This is a genomic window from Microbacterium lacusdiani (genome assembly GCF_054779895.1).
The window spans coordinates 200,160-220,610 of sequence record NZ_BAAGXJ010000001.1 but is presented as its reverse complement, the minus strand read 5'-3'; the positions used below and the strand labels follow the sequence as shown (position 1 = coordinate 220,610).

Genomic DNA, 20,451 nt, shown 5'->3' with positions numbered 1-20,451 from the left:
GCCACGCTCGCGCCTCCATGTCAAGAGGTAGGTGCCGCCCGCGATTTGCGCGTTACATCGAAGTCCCACGTCCGCAAGCGGTAAGGGAGAGGAAGACCGATGTCGCAGAACTATGGAGCGGTGCCCCCGTCGACCACGACAGGCACAGGATCCACGTCAGGCACGACCGAGACGGCGAAGCAGGAGGCTTCGGAGGTCGCCGGCACGGCCAAGGCCGAGGCCGGGCACGTCCTCGACACCGCCAAGCAGGAGGCGTCGACGGTCGCCCGCGAGGCGAAGACGCAGGCGAAGCAGGTGTACGCCCAGACCAAGCGCGAGCTGAGCGACCAGGCGGCCACGCAGCAGCAGCGGGTGGCCGACGGCCTCCGCTCGATCGGCGACGAGCTGCAGTCGCTCGCCCGCAACTCCGAGAACGGCGGCGTCGCGACCGACCTCGTGCGCCAGGCGTCCACGAAGCTGACCGACGTCTCGTCGTGGCTGTCCGCCCGCGACCCCGGCAGCCTGCTCGACGAGGTGAAGACCTTCGCGCGGCGCAAGCCGGGCCTGTTCATCGGAGGCGCGCTGGTCGCCGGCGTGCTGGCGGGTCGCCTCGCTCGCGCGCTGGGCGAGTCCGCGGCCGACGAGCGCGGCGCCACCGCCGGCACGCCGGGCACGGTTCCGCCGCCCGCGCCGGTGACCGGCACGGGCGTCGGCGCGAGCACGGGCTACGGTGCGGGCGGCTACTCGCCTGGCACGGCTGTCGGCACGGGCGTCGGCGCCGGGGTGGGCGCCGGGGCGGGCGCGACCACCGCCGGAACGGGAACGGGCACGGGCGAATGGGCGAGCGGCGAGGGCGACGACCCCGCGACCGCGCACACCGTCGATCCGGCGTTCGGATCCGGCGTCTCGGACGTCCGGCCGACCCCGCAGGGCGGGCAGCCGGTGTCGTCCACGGGCGCCGCCGGCGAGTCCACGCCGCTGTATGACGACTCGCACGCAGCGAACCCGGCCGCCGAGCCGGGGTTCGAGGGACTCGGGGAGCCGCACGATGGCCGATGAGACGACGCCCTCGGAGCAGAAGGCCGCGAACACGTCGCTCGGCGACCTGCTGGGCGAGGTGACGCAGGATCTCTCGCTGCTGATGCGGCAGGAGATCGCGCTCGCCAAGGCCGAGCTGAAGGAGTCCACCACCCGCGCGGCCAAGGGCGGGGGGATGATCGGCGGCGCCGGCTACGCGGCGTCGATGGCGATCTTCTTCCTGTCCGTCGCCCTGTGGTGGGGACTCGGTCAGCTCATCGGGCTCGGCTGGTCCGCCGTGCTCGTCGCGGTCCTCTGGGCCGTGATCGCCGCGGCGCTGTTCCTGACGGGCCGCAATCAGATCAAGGAAGTGAAGGGGGCTCCGCGCACCGTGGAGTCGCTCGGGAAGATCCCCGACGCACTGAAGAGGAATGAGGAGAACCGATGACCGATTCGCCTGAGGCGATCCGCGCCGACATCGAGCGCACTCGCCGTGAACTCAGCCGCGACGCCGACGCTCTGGTCGACAAGGTCACGCCCTCGAAGGTCGTGCACCGCCAGACCGACAAGATCAAGGGCGCGTTCGGCTCGCTCCGCACCCGCGTCATGGGCGCCGCCGACGACGCCGGCTCGGCATTGCACGATCGCGGCTCGTCCGTCGCGGGCGGCGTCTCCGACGCGACCCACCGCGTGGCCGCCAAGGCCGAGGGCAACCCTCTCGCCGTGGGCCTCATGGCGTTCGCCGCCGGGCTCGTGGTGTCCTCGCTCATCCCCGCCTCCGCCAAGGAGAAGGAGCTGGCCGAGGGCGTCAAGGAGCAAGCGCAGCCGCTGGTCGACGAGGCCAAGCAGGTCGCGCAGCAGGTCGGCCAGGACCTGAAGGAGCCCGTGAAGGAGGCCGCAACGGCGGTCAAGGACACCGCCTCGGAAGCCGCATCGCACGTGCAGTCCGACGCGCAGGATGCCGCCGGCACCGTGCGCGAACGGGCCGACGAGGCACGGTCGAACGTCAGCGGCAGCTGACCGACCGCAGGAAGCACCACGGGGGCGGCGGCGCGGGCCGCCGCCCCCACCCCTGGAAAGGCACCATCATGAGCCGCACGACGTCCGCGCCGGTCGACGACCAGAAGCACTCCCCCGATCCGGATCACCCGGACAAGCCCGACTCCCTCGGCGAGATCGAGAAGCCGTCATGGAAGTACGCGCTGAAGAAGACGGTGGCGGAGTTCGGAGACGACGAGTGCCGCGACCTCGCGGCCGCCCTGACGTTCTACACCGTGCTGTCCCTGTTCCCGGGCCTGATCGCGGTGTTCTCCCTGCTCGGCGTGGTCGGGCAGGACGGCGAGGCCGCGAACGCCGTGCTCGGCATCGTGCGCGAGGTCGCACCGGACGCGGCCGAGGGCCTTCGCGGCCCGCTCGAGGAGGTCGCGAGCTCCTCCAGCGCCGGCATCGCGCTGATCGCCGGTGTCGCCGTCGCGATCTGGTCGGCGTCGGCCTACGTCGGCGCGTTCAGCCGCGCCATGAACCGCATCTGGGAGATCGACGAGGGCCGCCCGTTCTGGAAGCGCAAGCCCGCGCAGCTCGCGTTCACGCTGCTCACGATCGTGCTGGGGGTGATCGGGATCGGCCTCCTGATCGTCTCGGGTCCCGTCGCCCGCACCGTCGGCGAGGCGCTGGGCATCGGCGAGACCGGCCAGCTGATCTGGCAGATCGCGAAGTGGCCGCTGCTCGTGGGAGTCGTGATCTTCTTCGTGGCCGCCCTGTACTACTTCACGCCGAACACCAAGCAGCCGAAGTTCCGCTGGGTCAGCGCGGGCGCGGTCATCGCGATCGTCACGCTCGCGCTGGCGTCGCTCGGCTTCGGCATCTACGTCGCGAACTTCTCGAGCTACGACCGCACCTACGGATCGCTCGCCGGAGTCGTGATCTTCCTGCTGTGGGTGTGGATCGCGAACATGGCGCTGCTGTTCGGCGCCGAGTTCGATGCGGAGCTGGAGCGCACCCGTGAGCTGCAGGCCGGCATCGAGGCGGAGGAGCGCATCCAGCTGCCGCCACGCGACACGACGCAGATCGAGAAGGCCGCCGAGAAGGAGAGGAAGGACCTCGCCGAGGCCCGCCGCATCCGGGAGTCCGCGCGCGAGCCCGATGACGAGTGACGCGTGTATCAGTGGCGCGTCTCGCGCATCCTTCAGTGCGGGAGGTACGGGAGATGTACGACGTGGACACGGACGGCAGTCACTACTGGTTCGAGTACGCCGTGAAGCGCTCCGGCTCACCCGGCAACGCGGTCGGCCCGCTCTCCCGCCACGAGGCGGAGCGCCTGGCCGCCGAGACCGGCGGAGTGCTGCTCCGCCGCCGCATCAGCCAGAGCCTGTGGGCGACCGCCTGACGGGTCGTCGGCGCGGCCCTCGATAAAATCGAGGACGTGCTGATCGGCGTCATCCGTCCCACCGAGACCCGCGAGCTGAGCGCCGAGGGCGCAACGCTGGACGACGTGCACCGGGCCCTCGAGGCGCAGGTGCCGGAGGGATGGCAGCTCACCCACGCGAAGGTCTCGATGCCCAAGGGATCGAGCGCGCTCACCGCCACCGGGCGCATGGCCCGCTGGGGCGAGACGCGCGAGATCAGCGCGGCGGACATGGCCGCGCTCGAGGCGCAGGTGCCGGAGGGCTGGTCGCTGCTGTCCGTGCGGCGCGACTGACGGCTCGAGAGCGGATCGCCCGGCTAGGTCGACACGAGGCGCTCGCCGAGCTGGATGCCGCTGAGCCCCAGGGCCTCCTCGGCGAGCTCCTCGAGCAGGTCCGGGTCGAGCTGCGGCAACTCGGCGGACTCGAACACGAAGCGGAGCGGGATGCCGGGCCCCACCCAGATCGTGCTGCGACCGCTGCCGTCGCAGTGCGGCCAGGACACGCAGAAGCTCTCGTGGCGACGGAGCTTGGCCAGCATCACCACCTTGAGATGCGCCAGCGTGCGGTCGTCCAGGTCGACTGGGGGGAGGTCGCCATACAGGAGGATGCCCACGCGAGATACCGTAATTTCGAGAGCGCTCCCACCGCCAGAGGGACGACGAGTGTTACGCGCCGCGACGCAGAAGGCCCCGCGATCCAGAGGATCGCGGGGCCTTCGAGCGGTGCGACGACGGTCGTGGAGCTGGGGGGAATCGAACCCCCGTCCAGCGCTGAGTCTCTGGGGATTCTCCGGGCGCAGTCTGTGAAGACGTTCTGCTCGGCCCCGACCTTTGTCACAGACACCTAAGTCGACGGGCCCAGTCGAGAAAGAGTCCCGCGTGACGTCCCGACACCGTCACGCAGCAAGATCCCTAGATGACGCCAGAATCCGTGTCGGGATCACCCACGGTCTGACGGACTATCGGGCTCGCTTAGGCAGCGAGGGCGAAGTCAGTGCGCTTTGCATTGGCACTTATTGTTTTGCAGGGAGCGTTTTCGAGATAACCCTGCGTCCTCGGCCCGCTTCTCGCAGATTCGCAAGCACTGTCGAAACCGATCAGCCCCGTGAATTCCTTCTCGCGAAGGAGCCGTTGTCGCACGCTGTGGAATTGCCATCCCGGTCCGGAGACCGGGCGATCTCGGTGACGAGCACCGAGCATCACAGACTACAACGGATCGGAGCGCGACGCCATTCCCGGCGAGTCGGCCGCGCCGCGCGGGTCACCGGCCGGCCCGCGCGCTCCAGTCGTCCCACTTCGCCATGAGCTGCTCGATCGCGGCGTGGAAGCGCGCGGTCGCGGCGCCGGGCGTCGTGTCGCCGAAGTAGTGCGTGACCCAGTGGCGCAGGCGCTCGGCCGCCTCGGGGTCGTGGCGCACGCGCTCGACCTCCTCGACGATTCTCGGCGCGTCCTCGGCGCGGAGCCATTCGCACGCAGACAGGTAGCCGCCCTCGTCCACCTCGGCGGCCGGATCGGCCGGGCGCGTGATGAGCAGCGGCTTCCCGGCCGCGAGGCGGTCGTAGACCATGGCGGAGATGTCGGCGATCGCGACATCCGCGGCGGCCAGCTGCCAGCCGAGATCCGGGCCGTCGTCGTACACGTGATGCGCCTCCGGATCCGCCGCGTTCGCCGCCTCGATCGCCTGGATGATCCGCTGGTTCGCCTCCCCGAACTCGGGATCCACCACGCCGCTGCGCGGGTGAGGGCGATAGATCACCCGATGGCGCCCGGTCGCGAGCAGCGCCTGCACGAGCGCCTCGCCGTGGGTCCGGATCGAGCCGTAGTGCGCGGCCGGACGGTCGCCCTCCCACGTCGGCGCGTAGAGCACGACGGTGCGCTGGTCCGGCGTGTAGGGAAGCTCACCCGAGTAGTGGTCGGCCTGCGGCCGGCCGATCTCGATCGTGCGGCGGTCGAGATCGAAGTCCCACAGCGTGCGGCTCAGGCGCTCGCGCGCGGCCTGCCCGGCGATCAGGGCGCAGTCGTAGGCCTTGTACTGGTTGGTGGTCATGTACATCTTGTCGGACTCGCCGTGGTTGATGAACACGTGCCAGCGCTCGCCGTACCGGAACATCTGGAAGTTGCGCGTGTTCTGGTTCACATACAGGACGATCCGGATGTCCTGCGCGTCGAGGAACCGCTCGATGTCCCGCACGGTGGGCACGAACGCGACGGGGAGCGCGTCATCCTTCAGCAGGGCCGCGGCGCCGGTGGCGCTGCGCGCCATCACGACCACCGGGTGCGTGTGGGCGAGCTCGGCGAGCGGGCGGTACCACTGCCGCATCTGGTACATGTTCACGTCGCCGTCGGCGAAGTACACCGCGATGCGGAAGGTGCCCGGCGTGTGCGGGGGGCGGGCGGCCAGCGCGGCCCTGATGGCGTGCTTCGCGCGGCGTGAGGCGAGGGCCTTCCGAAGGAGTCCGACCGCCGTCTTCACATCCCGCGCCACGCCCATCCGACCAGCCTAACCAGCGGTCTCACGGGCACCTGCGTGGGATGATCGACGAATGCGTAACGATCCCGCCGAGCGGCTCCGCGCGTCTCGGCAGGAGGCGCCGCGACGCGACGCGCCGGCGGTCCCGCCCGGCTCGGGCGTGTCCTTCGTGATGCCCGTGCTGAACGAGCGGCGCTATCTCCGGCGCGCGGTCGAGACGGTGCTGGAGCAGCGGGTCGACGGCCCGGTCGAGGTCGTCCTCGCGCTCGGCCCCTCGAGCGACGGCACCACCGAGCTCGCGCGCGAGCTGGCGGCCGAGGACGGCCGCATCGTGCTCGTCGAGAACCCGGCCGCCGACATTCCGGTGGGGCTCAACGCCGCGATCCGCGCCAGCTCCCACCCGACCATCGTGCGGGTGGACGCCCACTCGGAACTCGCGCCCGGCTACACGGCGCGGGCGCTTGCGACGCTCGAGCGCACGCGCGCCGGGAACGTCGGCGGCGTGATGCGCGCCGACGGGCGCACGCCGTTCCAGCGCGCCGTGGCGCGCGCGTACAACTCGCGGATCGGGCTGGGAGGCGGCGCCTACCACGGCGGGGCTCCGGAGGGCGAGGCCGAGTCGGCCTACCTGGGCGTGATGCGCCGCGCCGTCCTCGAGCAGGTCGGGCTCTTCGACGAGTCGATCCGCCGCGGCGAGGACTGGGAGCTCAACCTGCGCATCCGCTCGGCCGGCTACCGCGTCTGGTTCGATCCGGCGCTGTCCGTCACGTACTGGCCGCGCGAGAGCTGGATCCGGCTGGCGCGGCAGTTCGTGGCGACCGGCACCTGGCGCGGCGAGCTCGTGCGCCGCTACGGTCTGCGCAACTCGCTGCGCTTCTTCGCGCCGCCCGTGCTCGTGCTCGCGGTGCTGCTCTCCGTCGTGGTGGGCGTGCTGCAGATCACGGGAGTCGTCTCGGGCGTCTGGGCGGCGATCGCGTCGCTCGTGCACGTGCCGGTGGCGGCGTACATCCTGCTCGTCCTGGTCGTCGCGGCCGGCCGCGGCGGCGGATCGGGCCTGCGCGACAAGCTCTGGACCCTCGCGGTGCTGCCGACGATGCACCTGGCGTGGGGCGCCGGGTTCCTCGTCGGCCTCACGCGCGGCGCGCACGACACGGTCGACACCTCCCGGCTCGACGGCCGCAACACCCCGCTCCCGTAGGCGGCCGCGGGTCAGCGGTCGAGGAGGCCCTGGTCGAGGATGCGGGCCACGACCCGCTCCGATGCCCGGCCGTCGTCGCGCGCGTTGAACCGGGCGGTCCAGGCGGCGTAGCGGTCGGCGTGCTCGGCCGGGTCCGCGGCGAGCGCGGCGACCAGCTCATCCTGCGTGCGCACCAGCGGTCCCGGGGCGCGGGCCGCGAGGTCGAAGTAGAAACCGCGCAGCTCGCCGCGGTAGTGCTCCATGTCGGGTACGAGGAAGTACATGGGCTTACCCGTCACGCCGAAGTCGAACATCACGGACGAGTAGTCGGTGATGAGCGCGTCGGCCGCGAGCAGCAGCGGTGCGGCATCCGGATACCCGGTCACGTCGATCACGCGCGCGCCCGCGACGTCATGTCCCGGGAGCAGAGTGCGGGAGTGCCCGCGCACGAGCACGACCGCGCCGGTCTCGGCGGCGAGCGCCTCGGGGTCGAGGAAGTCAACGATCTCCTGACGGTCGTCGCGCCAGGTGGGGGCGTACAGCAGCACCCGCTCCCCCGGCGCGATGCCCAGCTCCCTGCGGATCGCCGCAGGGTCGCCGTTCACGAGCGCGTCGTTACGCGGGTAGCCCTCCACCCAGATGGGACGAGCGAAGAACGCGTACGCCTTGCGCAGGATGCGCGCCGCGTAGGGGTTCTGCGCCAGGAGCAGGTCCCAGCGCAGCGACTCCTTGACGACGGCGCCGGCGCGCCGCGGGTCGAAGCCCGGCCGGTGCAGCGCGAGCCGCTTCAGGGGCGTGCCGTGCCACGTCTGCAGCACCTTCTGCCCGCGCCGGCGCACGTACCGGCGTCGCAGCCAGTCGTTCACGACGAGCAGGCGGGCCGCGCTGCGCGCCCGCCACCACTCCGGGCTGCCCTCGACCACAGCGACGGCTCCCTCGGGCACGCGCACCGACAGGTCGACGACGCTCCAGTACCGGATGACGCCGGGAGCCACCCGGGCCAGCTCCCGGTCGATCGCGAGGGGGTTGCAGCCCGCGCCGCGCCCGTAGAAGCTCTCGAAGAACACGGCGTTCTCGAGCGGCGTCGCGCGGTCGACGTAGCGCCGCTCGAGCGCGCCCTGCGCATCGGGATCGTCGTAGACCGGGTCGACCGGCGGGCCGACGACGAGCGCGGCGCCGCGCAGCTCGGCCCGGAGGCCCGCACGCGACGATCCGCCGAGCACCCGCATCGGCAGCTGCGCGTCGATCTCGACCCCCTCGATGCCCACGCGGTACTCGCCAGTGGGCAGCGGGAGCTCGGGTCCGCCCCAGCGCGACGCGCGCAGCGGGAACCGCACGGTCCAGGTCTTCCCGCCCCCGGTGATCCGGCCGTCGACGTGCGCGCGCGGGCCGGTGAGCGTGGCGGACGCAGGTCGCGCGCCCGCCCCCTGGATCACGAGCTGCGGATCGCCCGGCTCGAAGCGGGCCGTGATCTGCGAGGTCATCGAGTGGCCTTCCGTACTCGGTCGTTCGGGTCGTTCGGGCCGGTGTATCGGCCGGCGGGTCGCGGGACGTCCGGCGCCAGGCCCGCGCGCGCGACGATCGCCGCGTAGACGCGCTCCGCGCTGCGGCCGTCGTGGAACGCGTGGACGCGCTCGCTCAGCGCGCGCGAACGCGCGGTGCGCTCCGCCGCGACGGCGGGATCCCCGAGGAGCGCGTCGAGCTGCGGCAGCAGCTCCGCCCACGTGGTGGCGGCGTCATCGCCCGCCACGTCGCGATACGCGCCGTAGAACCCGCGACGTCGCGCGTACGCCGCCACGTCCGGCGCGAGGAACAGCACGGGCAGCGGCACGAGCGCGGCGTCGTACACGAGCGACGAGTAGTCGGTGACGAGCGCGTCGAGGCCCGGGAGCGCCGGTGTGACGTCGTTGAGCAGCTCGGCGCCGAGCGAGCGCACCCGCGACACCCCCGCGGGCGGCGCGTAGTCCCCCGCGCCCAGCCGGTGGGAGCGGACCAGCAGCACCGCGTCGTGGCGCGCGAGCGCCTCGTCGATCGCCTTCCAGTCGGCGGCCCCCGGGACCGCGGGATCCGGCTCGCCGTCGCGCCACGTGGGCGCGTACATCACGAGCCGCTCTCCCGGAAGGTCGGGGACGAGCCTCCGGATCAGCGTCCGCGCGCTCTCGCGCCGTTCCTCGGCCGTGCCTCGCGAGAGGACGTCCGTGCGCGGCTCTCCGGTCACGACGATGCGCTCGGCGGGCAGGCCGAACGCCGACTCCAGCCGCCCGCGCACCAGGTGCGAGGCCGCGGGCAGGAGGTCGATGCGGCGGGCCGCGGCGCGGTACATCAGCCCGAGCGCGCGGCTCACGAGCGCGGCGCCCACGCGGATCGGGCTGCGCAGCGTCTCGGGGGCGTCGAGCCCGATGCGCTTGAGCGGGATCCCGTGCCAGAGCTGCGCGACGAAGCCGCTCCCGATCGCATAGGGGTTGACGTCGCCGAAACCGTACGCCACGACGATCACGCCGGCGCGGGCCGTGGCCCAGAACCCCGCGAGCGACGACTTGCGCAGCGTGGGGATGCCCAGCGCCGCCGCGTCGCGCGCCTCCCGCGGGTCGTCGGTCAGCCAGACCGCGTCCCGTCCGTGCTCGGCCGCGACCTGCCAGAGCGCGAGCGCCCCGTCGCCGATCCCCGCGCCGCAGCCGAAGACCCAGCGTTCGGTGCGCGGGGTCACCAGCGTGACCAGCCGCCCGAGCGCATACAGCGGCAGCCGGGCGATCTTCCGCGCGTTTCCCGCACCGAAGGAGAAGGAGGCCACCCCGCGAGCCTATGACATGCCCGTCCGGGCCTGCCGTGGCTCGCGGGGCGGCCGATCACTCGATCGCCGGCTACTCCCCCAGCGATCCGAGGGTGACGTCGATCGTGTGCGACTCCCCGTCCCGCACGTACGTCAGCGTCGCCTGGCTGCCGCCCGCGGCGGCGCGCACCTGCGCGGTGAGGTCCACGGCGGATCCGATGCGCACGCCGTTGAACTCGGTGACGATGTCGCCCGCCCGCAGGCCGGCCTGCTCCGCGGCGCCGCCCGGAGTGACCTCCTCGATCAGCGCGCCCGCCGTGGTCGCGTCCCGCGCGGCGCTCGCCGGCGTGACGCTGGCCCCGAGCAGGCCGTGCGTGGCCTTGCCCTCGGCGATCAGCTCGTCCGTGACCCGCTGCACCACGTTCGACGGGATCGCGAACCCGACCCCGATGGATCCGGACTCGCCGCTCGAGCCGCTCGCCGTGGCGATCGCGACGTTCACGCCGATCAGCCGGCCCTGGGAGTCGACCAGCGCACCGCCCGAGTTGCCCGGGTTGATCGCGGCGTCGGTCTGGATCACCGCGATGGAGATGGACTCGCGCGCCTGGCCGGGGTCCTCCTGTCCCGGGATGTCGAAGAACCAGGGGCTCTCCTGCTCCTGCTCCGGCGTCTTCTCGGCCTCGTCGCCCTGCTCGGGCGTCGCCGCCGACGCGATCTCGATGCTGCGGTTCAGCGCGCTGACGATGCCGGTCGTGACGGTGTTCGACAGCCCGAGCGGGGCGCCGACCGCGACGGTCATGTCGCCGACGTTGAGCTTCGCGGAGTCCGCGAACTCGATCGGCGTGAGCCCCTGGGCGTCCGCGAGCTTGATGACCGCGAGATCGTAGGTCGGGTCGGTGCCGACGATCTCGGCCTCGTAGATCCGGCCGTCCGACGCCGTCACCCGGATCTGCGCGTCTCCGGTCGCCCCGCCGAGCGTGACCACGTGCGTGTTCGTGACGACGTAGCCGTCCTCGCTCAGCACCACGCCGGATCCGGATCCGGATTCGGATCCGCCGGCCACCTCGATCGTCACGACGCTGGGCAGCACCTCGGTCGCGACGGCTGTGGCCTCGTTGACGGAGCCCGGATTGTTCACCGTGATGTTCGAGGGGCCCGACGCGGCGCCGGGGGCGCCGTCGGATCCCCACAGCGCGTCGCCCGCGTAGCTGCCGCCGAGACCGGCCGCCCCGCCGACGAGCGCGGCGGCGACCAGCAGGGCGGCGACCCGGCCGGCGCCGGGCTTCGCGCGCTCCTGCCGATCCTGACCGGCGCCCCCGTGGAGGTCCTTCGGCAGCGGCTGGGTGGGCTGGGTGAGCTGGGGGTGCGCGGCCTGGCCGAACGCGTGACCGTGAGGGGCGGGCGCCGGGTACGGCGCGGGCGGGACGGTGCCGTAGGCCGGCGAGGGGTGGGGCGCCGGGGGCCGCGGCGGGATGTGCAGTCCGTCCGGGGCGCGGTAGTCGCCCGGCCCGGCCTGCGGGGCACCGCCCGAGGTCGGCTCGGGCGTCTCGTCGGAACGCTGGGTGTCCATGCCTGCTCCTTTGTACAGATGCTTCGGGGATGCGAGCGCTTCAGGTTTCCGAAGCCCTTCCAGGGTCGCGCCGTTTCCTTTGCGAAACCTATGACGGCAGTATGGCGTCTGTGTGACCGCCCGAGGGCGCTGCGCGGCGGGCCCGGCGGTAGCCTGGCGGGATGCGAGACGTAGCCGGCGCCTGGCGGCGCACCGCCGAGGGGGCGGGACTCCTGCGGACCGATCCGAGCGGCGGCGGGGTGGTCGTCGGCACCACGATCTTCGCCGAGATGACGGCTCTGGCGGGCCGCACCGGGGCGATCAACCTCGGTCAGGGGTTTCCCGACGAGGACGGTCCCGCCGAGGTGCTCGAGGCGGCCAGGGACGCGATCGCGCGCGGCGCCAACCAGTACGCGCCCGGTCCCGGCATCCCCGAGCTCCGCCAGGCCATCGCCGAGCATCAGCAGCGCTTCTACGGGCTCGGCCACGACCCCGATGGCGAGGTCCTGGTCACCACGGGGGCGACCGAGGCGCTCGCATCCGCGCTGCTGGCGCTGATCGACGGCCCCGAGGACGAGGTGGTCGTGTTCGAGCCGTACTACGACTCCTACGCGGCCTGCGTGGCGCTCGCCGGCGCGACCCTCCGCACCGTGCCGCTGCGCTGGCCGGACTTCCAGCCCGACCTCGACGAGCTCGCGGATGCCGTGACCGACCGCACCCGCGTCATCCTGGTGAACAACCCGCACAACCCGACCGGCACGGTCTTCGAGCGGCGCGTGCTCGAGGAGATCGTGCGCCTGGCGCACCTGCACGACGCCGTCGTGGTGTCGGACGAGGTGTACGAGCACCTGACGTTCGACGCCCCGCACCTGCCCGTCGCGGCGCTTCCCGGCGCCGCCGAGCGCACGCTCACCATCTCGTCCGGCGGCAAGACGTTCCGCACCACCGGATGGAAGATCGGCTGGGCGTGCGGGCCCGCCGAGCTGATCACGGCCGTCCAGACCGTGAAGCAGTTCCTGACCTATACGAGCGGGTCGCCGTTCCAGCCGGCGATCGCCGCCGGGCTGCGGCTGCCGGACGCGTTCTTCGCCGGGATCGCGGCCGACATGAAGCGCAAGAGCGAGATCCTCGGTGCCGGCCTGCGGGCCGCGGGCCTGGCGGTGTCCGCGCCGCGCGGCTCCTACTTCACGGTCGCCGACGCGTCGTCCCTCGGCGTCGCGGACGCCGACGCGTTCTGCCGCGGCGAGCTCGCGCAGGCCGGCGTGGTCGCGATCCCGCTCACGGCGTTCGTGACGCCGGAGCGCCGGGCGGAGTACGCCTCGCTCGTGCGCTTCGCGGCGTGCAAGCGCGCCGAGGTCCTCGACGAGGCCGCCGCGCGCCTGGCGGCCTACGCCCGCTGAGGGCGACCGCCGCGCCGGCTCAGCGCGGCACGACGCGGTATCGACGCAGGGCGAGCGCGGGGTTCACGCGGCGCACCGTCGCGATCGCGTCGCGGTCGGCCCATCCGACCGTCACGTCGGTCGAGGTGCCCACCGCCGCGATCGTGACGCCCTGCGGGTCGATCACGGCGGAATGACCCACCCCGAGCGTGGGGGGATGATCCGCCGCGGCCACGTACATCGTGTTCTCGATCGCGCGCGCGGTCAGCAGCGTCGTCCAGTGGTGCTCCTTGAGCGGTCCGCGCACCCACTCGGCGGGCACGAGCGCGACGTCCGCGCCCGCATCGGCGAGCGTCCGCGCGACCTCCGGGAAGCGCAGGTCGTAGCAGGTCATCAGGCCGAACGTGAGGCCCGCGACCTGGAACATCTCCGGCTCCGACAGCTCGCCCGCCTCGATCCAGTCCGACTCGCGCTGGCCGAACGCGTCGTACAGGTGCTGCTTGCGGTAGCGGGCGATCACGCCGGAGGCGTCGACGGCGACGACCGTGTTGCGGACGTGGCCCTCGTCGCTCGCGCGCTCCACGAGCCCGGCGACGACGACGATCCCCAGCTCGGCGGCGACCTGCGTGAGCATCTGCACGAAGGGGCCGTCGAGCGCCTCGGCGTGGGCCGCCAGCGTCTCGTCGAACGGATCGGTGAAGAAGCTCGAGTACTCCGGGAACACCACGACGTCCGCGCCCCGGTCGGCGCCGCGCCGCGCGAGCTCGGCCACCGCCTCGCGGTTCGCCGCGACGTCGGCGGTGGGGGCGAACTGGGCGACGCCGATCCCGACGGGCGCGGTCACGATTCGCCCCGCCGATTGCGCCGGGACCGCAGGAAGAACGGCACGATCAGCCACAGCACGACGACGAACACCGCCAGCAGGATGGCGGCGATCCACGACGCCGTGTCGCTCACGACCACGTCGAAGATGAACGCGACCACGCCCACCAGCAGCAGCGAGACGATCACGAGCGCGGACTGCAGGGACGCGTGACCGTAGGCGACGATCGTCCCCTTGGCCCCCTCGCGGAACAGGATGCGATGCAGCGCGACCGGAGCCAGCGCGATCACGGCGCTCAGCGCCGAGAGCACGACCAGCACCAGGTAGAAGATCCGCTGCCCCTCGGCCAGGTCGAGGAACGCCGGCTGGAACGCGAGCGCCAGCAGGAAGCCGGTGAGGATCTGGGTGCCGGTCTGCAGCACGCGCAGCTCCTGCAGCACCTCGATCCAGTTGCGGTCGTATCGCTCGGCCGGGGTCTCGTTGCGCAGCGCGTCGCGATCGGTGGAGCCGGTCATGCGCCCATCCTCCCGCCGTGCGCCCGCGCGGGCAAACCCGCACGCCGCGACTTGACAAGCGCGCGGCGCGGGTCCTCGCCTGGGGCTGGAAGGGGGTGGGCACATCAGATCGCCGGTCCGTGGGCGCGAGCGGCGTTCGACGCGCGCACCGCGATCCGGACTGACAGGATGTGGAGCAGAACGTCCCCGCGCAGTCCGAGGCGACTCAGGAGCCCGAGCGCCCGGAATCCTCGTGCTCGACGTCGCGAGATCCGGTTCGCTCGACAACCCACCCCTGCGCATGGCAAAAGGCCCGGTCAGAAGACCGGGCCTTTCGCTTTTTGTTGCGGGGGCAGGATTTGAACCTACGACCTCTGGGTTATGAGCCCAGCGAGCTACCGAGCTGCTCCACCCCGCGGCACAAGAGTTAACTTTAGCACGGGATCCGGGAGGTGGCCAATCGGGGCGGTCACCGTGATTCCCGGGCGCGTCGCCGGGCGTTCATCCGCGCGTCACCCTGCCTCGGGCTAGGAGAAAGCCACGAGGCGAGGAGAATCCGGGTGGGATCGTCCTCGCCTCGCGGCGTCTTCCTTGTGTCGCGACTGGTGGAAGCGGCGTTACTCCCCGCTGAGCTCGACCAGTCGCTGCACGGCCTCGTTGAGGCGCTGGTCGGCCTCCGCGTAGGCCACCTGGTCGTCGGACGCCAGGGCGGCCTGCTTGTCGGCGAGGGCCTGCTGCGCGTCGGCCAGGGCCTGCGCGTAGGCGTCGCCGTCGGCCGGCGGCTCGGTCCCGGGATCGGCGGGCTCCTCCGCGGGATCGGTCGGCTCGGCCGGCTCCTCCCCCGGCTCGGTGGGCGTCACGTCGTCGTCGCCGGTCGCGGCGCCCGAGTCTCCGCCGAACAGCGTGTCCAGCGCATCGGCGAGCGTGTCCTCGAAGGCCAGCTGGTCGCCGAACGCCACCAGCACCTTGCGCAGCAGCGGGTACGTCGTGCCGCCGGTCGACTGCACGTAGACGGGCTGCACGTACAGCAGGCCGCCGCCGACGGGCACCGTCAGCAGGTTGCCGAGCCGGACGTTGGAGTTTCCGATCTGCAGCACGTTCATCTGCGTGGCGATCTCGGCGTCCGAGTCGAACGCGTTCTGCACCTGGCCCGGTCCCGGCACGGTCGTGTCGGCCGAGATCTCGAGCATGCGGAGCTTTCCGTAGTCCTCGCGCTTGACGCCGTCCTCGCTTCCCGCGTCCGAGTCCACCGAGAGGTAGCCCATCAGCACGTTGCGCTGGCCGCCGTCCGGGATGAACGTCGTGAACATCGAGAACGTCGGCTCGTCCTGGCCGGGCATCCGCATCGACAGGTAGTACGGCGGCTGCAGCACCTGGTCGTTCGCGGGGTCCGGCGGCGTCGCCCACGCGTTGTCCCGCTGGTAGAACGCGCCGGCGGTGTCGACGTGGTACGTGCCGAGCATCGCGCGCTGCACCTTGAACAGGTCGGTCGGATAGCGCACGTGGCTCATCAGCTCGCCCGACATCTCGCTGATCGGCTCGACCGTCGACGGGTAGACCTTCTGCCACGCCTGCAGCACCGGGTCCTCCTCATCCCACGCGTACAGCGTCACGCTGCCGTCGTAGGCGTCGACCGTGGCCTTGACCGAGTTGCGGATGTAGTTGATGTCGTCCAGGCGCAGGTTCGGCGTCGGGTTGGTCGAGTCGCTGATCGCCTGCGACAGGCTCACGCCGGTCGAGTACGGGTACGTGGCGCTGGTCGTGTACGCGTCGACGATCCACACGATGCGCCCGTCGACCACGCTCGGGTACGGGTCGCTGTCGATCGTCAGGTACGGCGCGACCTTCTGCACGCGCACCGCGGGGTGGCGGTCGTACAGGATCTGCGACTCCTCGTTCACGTTGTCCGAGAACAGGATCTGCTCCGACTGGAACTTCATGGCGTACAGCAGCTTGTGGAAGAAGCTGCCGATGCTCGGCCCGCCGTCGCCCTCGAACGTGTTGCGCGTCTCGCTGGCGCCCTCCTGCCCGCGCGGGTAGTCGAGCTCCATCGGATCGGTGCCGTCCGGCGCGCCGACGATCGAGTACTCGGGCGAGTTCTCGCCGAAGTAGATGCGCGGCTCGTAGTCCAGCTCCGACAGGAAGCCGGACGACGGGATGTCGCTCTCGATGAAGACCGGCTCGCCCTCGTTCGTGCGCTCGTTGCCCTTCGCGGCGACGAGGCCGTAGCCGTGCGTGTAGACCATGGTCGTGTTCTGCCAGGTCTGCGCGCTGTCATCCAGCTGCTGCAGGTCCAGCTCGCGGACCGCCACGACGGTGTCCTGGGTCTCGCCCTCGATCTCGTACCGGTCGACGTCGAGCCGCTCGTTGAAGCCGTAGTACGCGCGGTACTGCTGCAGCTGGCGCACCGTCGGGCTGATGATCGCGGGATCCATCAGGCGCAGCGACGCGGTGGTGTCGGCGTCGTTGCGCAGCTGGCCCGCCTCGGCCTCCGTCTCGGCGCTGAACTCGGTCTTCTCGATCCCGTCCAGGCCGTAGGCCGCGCGGGTCATGTCGACGTTGCGCTGGTAGTAGTCCATCTCGAGCGAGCGCTGGTTGGGGCGCACCTGGAACGTCTCGACCGCCCACGGGTAGCCGACGCCGACGACCAGCGACGTCACGATGAGCAGCGCCGTCGCCACCAGCGGGTAGCGCCAGCGACCGATCACGGCGGTCACGAAGAACAGGATGGCGACCAGCGCGGCCACGACCGCGAGGATCGTCTGCCCGGGGATGACCGCGTTCACCTCGGTGTACGCCGGACCGGTGATGCGGTCGCCCGGCGCCACGAGCGTGGCGTACCGGTCGAGCCACAGGCTGACGGCCTGGATCAGCAGGTAGACGCCCGCGATCACCGCGAGCTGGATGCGGGCCGGCTTCGAGATGCGCAGCTCGCCCTGGCCCGCGCGCACCGAGCCGTAGAGGTACGACACCACGCCGGTCATCAGAAGGCTGATCAGCGTGACGGCCGAGGCGAAGCCGACGATGGCCTGATAGAAGGGCATCGCGAACATGTAGAAGCCCGTGTCGAGCCCGAACTCGGGGTCGGTCTGCCCCGTCGCGACGCCGTTGATCCAGAGCCAGGTGGTCTCCCACTGGGCCGAGGCGGCGAAGCCCGCGAAGAAGCCGAAGAACACCGGGATGCCCCACATCGCCAGGCGGCGGAGCGGCTCGACGACCTCCTGGTAGCGGTCCAGCTGCGAGCTCAGCCGCGCGTAGACGGGGCGCAGGCGGTACGCGAGGAAGATCGCGAGCCACACGGGCGCGGCCATCGCGACGAACCCGATCACGAACATCACCACGCGCGCCAGCCATTGCGTGGTCAGCACGTTCTCGAAGCCCAGCTGGGCGAACCAGAGGAACTCGGCGTAGAGGTTCGAGAAGGCGAAGAACGCGACGACGAGACCGGCGATCACCGCCAGGGAGGTCGTCACTATGCGTCGGAACGGGGACGGCGCGGCCGCCCTGGGCGCGGAGGTCGTGGTCACCTTCTCAGTCTAGGCATGGGTGTCTATGCCCCTGCCGCGAGGATCGGCGCCCCTCGCGATCCGTCCGTCAGCCGCAGGTCGGCAGCTCGGCGGTCTCGCCGGCCTTGATGCCGTCGAGCGCATCGAGGGCGTCGTCGAGGGACTCGACCGAGAAGACGTGCAGCCCGTCGGGCACGTGGCCGACCACCTCGCCGCAGTTCGCGGCCGGGGCCAGGAACCACTCGGCGCCCGCCTCACGCGCGCCGTACAGCTTCTGGCGGATGCCTCCGATCGGGCCCACGGTGCCGTCCGCCGCTATGGTCCCCGTGCCCGCGACCTGCTCGCCGCCGTTCAGCGGGCCGGGAGTGAGCACATCCACGATCCCGAGCGCGAACATCATGCCGGCGCTCGGGCCGCCCACGTTGTCGAGCTGGATCTTCACGTCGAACGGGAAGTCGAAGGTCGTGGTGAGCGTGATGCCGATGAGCCACGCCGTCTCCCCGTCGACCGCCGCCTCCTCGGGCGTGATCCGCACGGTGTCGCGCACGCCGTCGCGCTCGTAGACGATCTCGACGGGGTCGCCGTCGCCCTCCTGGATGAGCTCGCGCAGCGCGGCCGCGTCGGCCACGCGCGTGCCGTCGGCCGACACGATCTCGTCGCCCGGCTCGAGCAGCCCGGCGGCCGGGACGTCGTCCCCGGCCAGGCCCGCGACCTCCACCTCGGCGCCCACGTCGTGACCGAGCTCGCTCAGCGCGGCGGCGGTGGCCTCGGCCTGCGAGTCGACCATCAGCGTGGCGTTCTGCTCGTCCCGCTGCTCGGGGCTCACGCCCTCGGGGAACACGGCGTCGATCGGCACGACCGCGCGCGACGGGTCGGCCCACGCCAGCGCCAGCTCGAACCAGGAGGGCGTGCGCTCGCGGTTGCCCACGACCTGCACGGTGGTCAGGTCGAGCGTCCCGGACGTCGGGTAGGTCTCGGCGCCCGAGATCTCGATCAGCGGCAGCTGCTCGCCGTCGGCCGACTCGGCGGTGCCGATCGTGTTGTACACGGGACCGGGGCGCTGGATGACGTACGCGGTCGGGAGGAAGGTCAGCACGACCAGCACGACGATGGCCACGACGACCGCCCACATGCCCGCCAGAGTGCGGCGCGGCAGCGCGTGCTCGCGGACCGGCTCCGCACCCTCGTACTGCGTCACAGCTTCCTTTCGCGCCGTCGTTCGCGGGCGGCGTACAGCGCTCGCGGCGAAGCCCGGGCTGGGCGGGGACGGGTGAGACTAGCGTAGTTCTCGATCGGACTGACCGGCTGAAAGGCGGCTGACGTGGCAGATGACGACCGCTCCCCCGAGGAGCAGTTCCAGGAGCTGATGCGGCAGCTGTTCGGCGCGTCCGGCGAGGACTTCGATCCGTCGCAGTTCGCGCGGATGGATCCCGAGCAGCTGGCGCGCCTGACGGGCGGCCAGATCGACCCGGCCACGCTGTCGCAGGTCATGCAGAACCTGCAGAGCGCGTTCCGGCAGTCCGGCGGCGGCATCCCGTGGGAGGTCACCAAGCGCCAGGCGCTGCACATCTCGAACCAGGACGGTCTGAGCGTCACGCAGGGGCAGCGCAGCGACCTGGACCAGGCCTTCCATCTCGCCGACCTGTGGCTGTCGGAGGCGACCGCGATCTCGGATCTCGGGAGCATGCCGCGCGCCATCACCCGCGGCGAGTGGGTCGAGCAGAGCCTGCCGGTCTGGCAGGAGCTCGCCGAGCCGGTCGCGACGAGCGTGGCGGACGCCCTCACGGAGAGCCTGAGCTCCCAGGTGCCCGAGGAGATGCAGGGCCTGGTCGCGAATGCGGGCCAGATGATGCGGACCCTCGGTGGTTCGCTCTTCGCGACCCAGCTCGGCCATGTCGTCGGCAAGCTCTCGCTCGAGGTCGTCAGCGGCGGCGACGTGGGCATCCCGGTGCTGCCCGCCGGGACCGCCGCCATCCTGCCGCAGAACTTCGCGGACCTCGGACGCGGCCTGGAGATCCCGGACGACCAGCTCGCCCTGTACGTCGCGGCGCGCGAGCTGGCGCACGCGCGCCTGTTCCGTCACGCCAAGTGGCTGCGCCTGCACGTCCTGTCGCAGGTGACGGAGTACGCGCGCGGCGTGCACATCGACACCGAGCGGCTGGAGGAGCTGGCGTCGCGGTTCGACCCGACCGACATGGACGAGCTGCGCGCGGCGCTCGAGAGCGGCGCGCTGCTGCCCCAGCAGACCGAGACGCAGAAGCGGGCGCTCGACCGGCTCGAGAACATGCTCGCCCTGATCGAGGGCTGGGTCGACGTCGTGACGGCTGACGCCACGGCGCGCATCCCCCACCTGGACCGCATCGCCGAGACGATCCGCCGCCGCCGCGCGGTCGGCGGGCCCGCGGAGGACGCCCTGGGCGCGCTCGTGGGGCTCAAGCTGCGGCCGCGCCGCCTGCGCGAGGCCGCCGCGATGTGGCGCGCCGTGACCGACGCGGTCGGCATCGAGGCCCGCGACGCACTGTGGGACTCCCCCGACTTCGTGCCCGAATCCACCGACATCGACGACCCGTCGGCGCTGATCGCGCGCCTCGAGGCCAGCCAGCGCGGCGAGGCGCCGCAGCGCGACGAGATGGACGACGCGCTCGATCGGCTGCTCGCGGAGGCCGAGCACGGCCGCCCGGCGGACGCCGGCGCTGATGCCCCGGAGTCCAGCGGCGACTCACCGCACGACAGCGGCGAGGACGGCGAGAGCTCGGAGGGCGGCACGCCGGAGGGCCCCCGCCCCGTGTGAGCCTCGTCCACAGGCCGGCGCCCAGCACGGGCGGAGCCGGTCCTGTGGACAGCGCCGCCGTCCGCGGGCGCGGGCGAGCACGATGGCGGCAT

The 20,451-nt window shown here is 72.0% G+C and carries 18 protein-coding genes, 1 tRNA gene and 1 other RNA gene; 9 read left to right on the top strand and 11 right to left on the bottom strand.

Annotation, left to right across the window (positions count from 1 at the left end):
* The first annotated feature begins 99 nt into the window (after positions 1–99).
* The 6 genes from ACYVGN_RS01085 to ACYVGN_RS01060 all read left to right on the top strand — a co-directional run bounded on the left by ACYVGN_RS01085 (position 100) and on the right by ACYVGN_RS01060 (position 3,694).
* A complete protein-coding gene (locus tag ACYVGN_RS01085) occupies positions 100–1,038 on the top strand; it encodes a hypothetical protein (protein ID WP_460788207.1) in 939 nt (312 codons plus the stop codon).
* Positions 1,028–1,444 (top strand): phage holin family protein, encoded by a 417-nt coding sequence (locus ACYVGN_RS01080; protein ID WP_460788205.1) that lies wholly within the window; start codon positions 1,028–1,030, stop codon positions 1,442–1,444. The genes ACYVGN_RS01085 and ACYVGN_RS01080 overlap by 11 nt, the downstream gene beginning before the upstream one ends.
* Positions 1,441–2,016: a DUF3618 domain-containing protein gene (locus ACYVGN_RS01075; RefSeq protein WP_460788203.1), complete on the top strand. Its 576-nt coding sequence runs from the start codon at positions 1,441–1,443 to the stop codon at positions 2,014–2,016. The genes ACYVGN_RS01080 and ACYVGN_RS01075 overlap by 4 nt, the downstream gene beginning before the upstream one ends.
* 68 nt (positions 2,017–2,084) lie before the next feature.
* Positions 2,085–3,149, top strand: coding sequence for a YihY/virulence factor BrkB family protein (locus ACYVGN_RS01070; protein ID WP_460788201.1), 1,065 nt, complete (start codon positions 2,085–2,087; stop codon positions 3,147–3,149).
* Between the two features lie 53 nt (positions 3,150–3,202).
* The gene (locus ACYVGN_RS01065) at positions 3,203–3,382 is read left to right on the top strand and encodes a hypothetical protein (protein ID WP_055989628.1); all 180 of its coding nucleotides are present in this window, start codon (positions 3,203–3,205) and stop codon (positions 3,380–3,382) included.
* A gap of 36 nt (positions 3,383–3,418) precedes the next feature.
* The gene (locus tag ACYVGN_RS01060; protein ID WP_460788199.1) at positions 3,419–3,694 is read left to right on the top strand and encodes a hypothetical protein; all 276 of its coding nucleotides are present in this window, start codon (positions 3,419–3,421) and stop codon (positions 3,692–3,694) included.
* Positions 3,695–3,717: 23 nt separating this feature from the next.
* On the opposite strand, the gene ACYVGN_RS01055 is transcribed toward ACYVGN_RS01060, so the two are convergent.
* From ACYVGN_RS01055 to ACYVGN_RS01045, 3 genes are all read right to left on the bottom strand, one after another.
* The gene (locus ACYVGN_RS01055) at positions 3,718–4,014 is read right to left on the bottom strand and encodes a DUF7882 family protein (protein WP_460788197.1); all 297 of its coding nucleotides are present in this window, start codon (positions 4,012–4,014) and stop codon (positions 3,718–3,720) included.
* Between the two features lie 121 nt (positions 4,015–4,135).
* Positions 4,136–4,505, bottom strand: a transfer-messenger RNA (tmRNA) gene (gene ssrA / locus ACYVGN_RS01050).
* Positions 4,506–4,661: 156 nt separating this feature from the next.
* A complete protein-coding gene (locus ACYVGN_RS01045) occupies positions 4,662–5,891 on the bottom strand; it encodes a CDP-glycerol glycerophosphotransferase family protein (protein WP_460788195.1) in 1,230 nt (409 codons plus the stop codon).
* Between the two features lie 52 nt (positions 5,892–5,943).
* Between ACYVGN_RS01045 and ACYVGN_RS01040 the strand changes: the two genes are divergently transcribed.
* Complete coding sequence (locus ACYVGN_RS01040) at positions 5,944–7,068, top strand: glycosyltransferase family 2 protein (protein WP_055989638.1); 1,125 nt, start codon at positions 5,944–5,946, stop codon at positions 7,066–7,068.
* Positions 7,069–7,079: 11 nt separating this feature from the next.
* Here the strand turns inward: ACYVGN_RS01040 and ACYVGN_RS01035 are convergent, their stop codons facing one another.
* The 3 genes from ACYVGN_RS01035 to ACYVGN_RS01025 form a co-directional block, all read right to left on the bottom strand.
* Positions 7,080–8,531 carry a CDP-glycerol glycerophosphotransferase family protein gene (locus ACYVGN_RS01035; protein WP_460788193.1) on the bottom strand — a complete coding sequence of 484 codons (1,452 nt, stop codon included), beginning with the start codon at positions 8,529–8,531 and terminating at the stop codon, positions 7,080–7,082.
* Positions 8,528–9,838: a CDP-glycerol glycerophosphotransferase family protein gene (locus ACYVGN_RS01030; RefSeq protein WP_460788191.1), complete on the bottom strand. Its 1,311-nt coding sequence runs from the start codon at positions 9,836–9,838 to the stop codon at positions 8,528–8,530. The genes ACYVGN_RS01035 and ACYVGN_RS01030 overlap by 4 nt, the downstream gene beginning before the upstream one ends.
* Positions 9,839–9,908: 70 nt before the next feature.
* A complete protein-coding gene (locus ACYVGN_RS01025) occupies positions 9,909–11,387 on the bottom strand; it encodes a S1C family serine protease (RefSeq protein WP_460788190.1) in 1,479 nt (492 codons plus the stop codon).
* 161 nt (positions 11,388–11,548) lie between these two features.
* Here ACYVGN_RS01025 and ACYVGN_RS01020 point away from each other — a divergent pair, with 161 nt between their 5' ends.
* Positions 11,549–12,766: an aminotransferase class I/II-fold pyridoxal phosphate-dependent enzyme gene (locus ACYVGN_RS01020; RefSeq protein ID WP_460788188.1), complete on the top strand. Its 1,218-nt coding sequence runs from the start codon at positions 11,549–11,551 to the stop codon at positions 12,764–12,766.
* A gap of 19 nt (positions 12,767–12,785) precedes the next feature.
* Here ACYVGN_RS01020 and ACYVGN_RS01015 read toward each other — a convergent pair whose 3' ends face one another.
* The 5 genes from ACYVGN_RS01015 to ACYVGN_RS00995 all read right to left on the bottom strand — a co-directional run bounded on the left by ACYVGN_RS01015 (position 12,786) and on the right by ACYVGN_RS00995 (position 18,700).
* Positions 12,786–13,589, bottom strand: a complete 804-nt coding sequence (locus tag ACYVGN_RS01015; protein ID WP_374198144.1) for a carbon-nitrogen hydrolase family protein — start codon at positions 13,587–13,589, stop codon at positions 12,786–12,788.
* A complete protein-coding gene (locus ACYVGN_RS01010) occupies positions 13,586–14,083 on the bottom strand; it encodes a DUF6328 family protein (RefSeq protein ID WP_134745756.1) in 498 nt (165 codons plus the stop codon). The genes ACYVGN_RS01015 and ACYVGN_RS01010 overlap by 4 nt, the downstream gene beginning before the upstream one ends.
* Positions 14,084–14,406: 323 nt before the next feature.
* A tRNA-Met gene (locus tag ACYVGN_RS01005) sits at positions 14,407–14,480 on the bottom strand.
* Between the two features lie 199 nt (positions 14,481–14,679).
* Complete coding sequence (locus ACYVGN_RS01000) at positions 14,680–17,589, bottom strand: UPF0182 family membrane protein (RefSeq protein WP_460788186.1); 2,910 nt, start codon at positions 17,587–17,589, stop codon at positions 14,680–14,682.
* A 67-nt stretch (positions 17,590–17,656) separates the two neighbouring features.
* Positions 17,657–18,700 carry a YlbL family protein gene (locus tag ACYVGN_RS00995; protein ID WP_460788326.1) on the bottom strand — a complete coding sequence of 348 codons (1,044 nt, stop codon included), beginning with the start codon at positions 18,698–18,700 and terminating at the stop codon, positions 17,657–17,659.
* 189 nt (positions 18,701–18,889) lie between these two features.
* Here ACYVGN_RS00995 and ACYVGN_RS00990 point away from each other — a divergent pair, with 189 nt between their 5' ends.
* Positions 18,890–20,359 (top strand): zinc-dependent metalloprotease, encoded by a 1,470-nt coding sequence (locus ACYVGN_RS00990; RefSeq protein ID WP_460788184.1) that lies wholly within the window; start codon positions 18,890–18,892, stop codon positions 20,357–20,359.
* The last annotated feature ends 92 nt before the right edge of the window (positions 20,360–20,451 follow it).

What these genes read in the sequence shown, in the direction of transcription:
- ACYVGN_RS01035 (WP_460788193.1), bottom strand. Translation starts at nt 8,531, where the DNA reads ATGACCTCGCAGATCACGGCCCGCTTCGAGCCGGGCGATCCGCAGCTC.
- ACYVGN_RS01010 (WP_134745756.1), bottom strand. Translation starts at nt 14,083, where the DNA reads ATGACCGGCTCCACCGATCGCGACGCGCTGCGCAACGAGACCCCGGCC.
- ACYVGN_RS01070 (WP_460788201.1), top strand. Translation starts at nt 2,085, where the DNA reads ATGAGCCGCACGACGTCCGCGCCGGTCGACGACCAGAAGCACTCCCCC.
- ACYVGN_RS01040 (WP_055989638.1), top strand. Translation starts at nt 5,944, where the DNA reads ATGCGTAACGATCCCGCCGAGCGGCTCCGCGCGTCTCGGCAGGAGGCG.
- ACYVGN_RS01080 (WP_460788205.1), top strand. Translation starts at nt 1,028, where the DNA reads ATGGCCGATGAGACGACGCCCTCGGAGCAGAAGGCCGCGAACACGTCG.
- ACYVGN_RS01065 (WP_055989628.1), top strand. Translation starts at nt 3,203, where the DNA reads ATGTACGACGTGGACACGGACGGCAGTCACTACTGGTTCGAGTACGCC.
- ACYVGN_RS01085 (WP_460788207.1), top strand. Translation starts at nt 100, where the DNA reads ATGTCGCAGAACTATGGAGCGGTGCCCCCGTCGACCACGACAGGCACA.
- ACYVGN_RS00995 (WP_460788326.1), bottom strand. Translation starts at nt 18,700, where the DNA reads ATGTGGGCGGTCGTCGTGGCCATCGTCGTGCTGGTCGTGCTGACCTTC.
- ACYVGN_RS01045 (WP_460788195.1), bottom strand. Translation starts at nt 5,891, where the DNA reads ATGGGCGTGGCGCGGGATGTGAAGACGGCGGTCGGACTCCTTCGGAAG.
- ACYVGN_RS01020 (WP_460788188.1), top strand. Translation starts at nt 11,549, where the DNA reads ATGCGAGACGTAGCCGGCGCCTGGCGGCGCACCGCCGAGGGGGCGGGA.
- ACYVGN_RS01025 (WP_460788190.1), bottom strand. Translation starts at nt 11,387, where the DNA reads ATGGACACCCAGCGTTCCGACGAGACGCCCGAGCCGACCTCGGGCGGT.
- ACYVGN_RS01075 (WP_460788203.1), top strand. Translation starts at nt 1,441, where the DNA reads ATGACCGATTCGCCTGAGGCGATCCGCGCCGACATCGAGCGCACTCGC.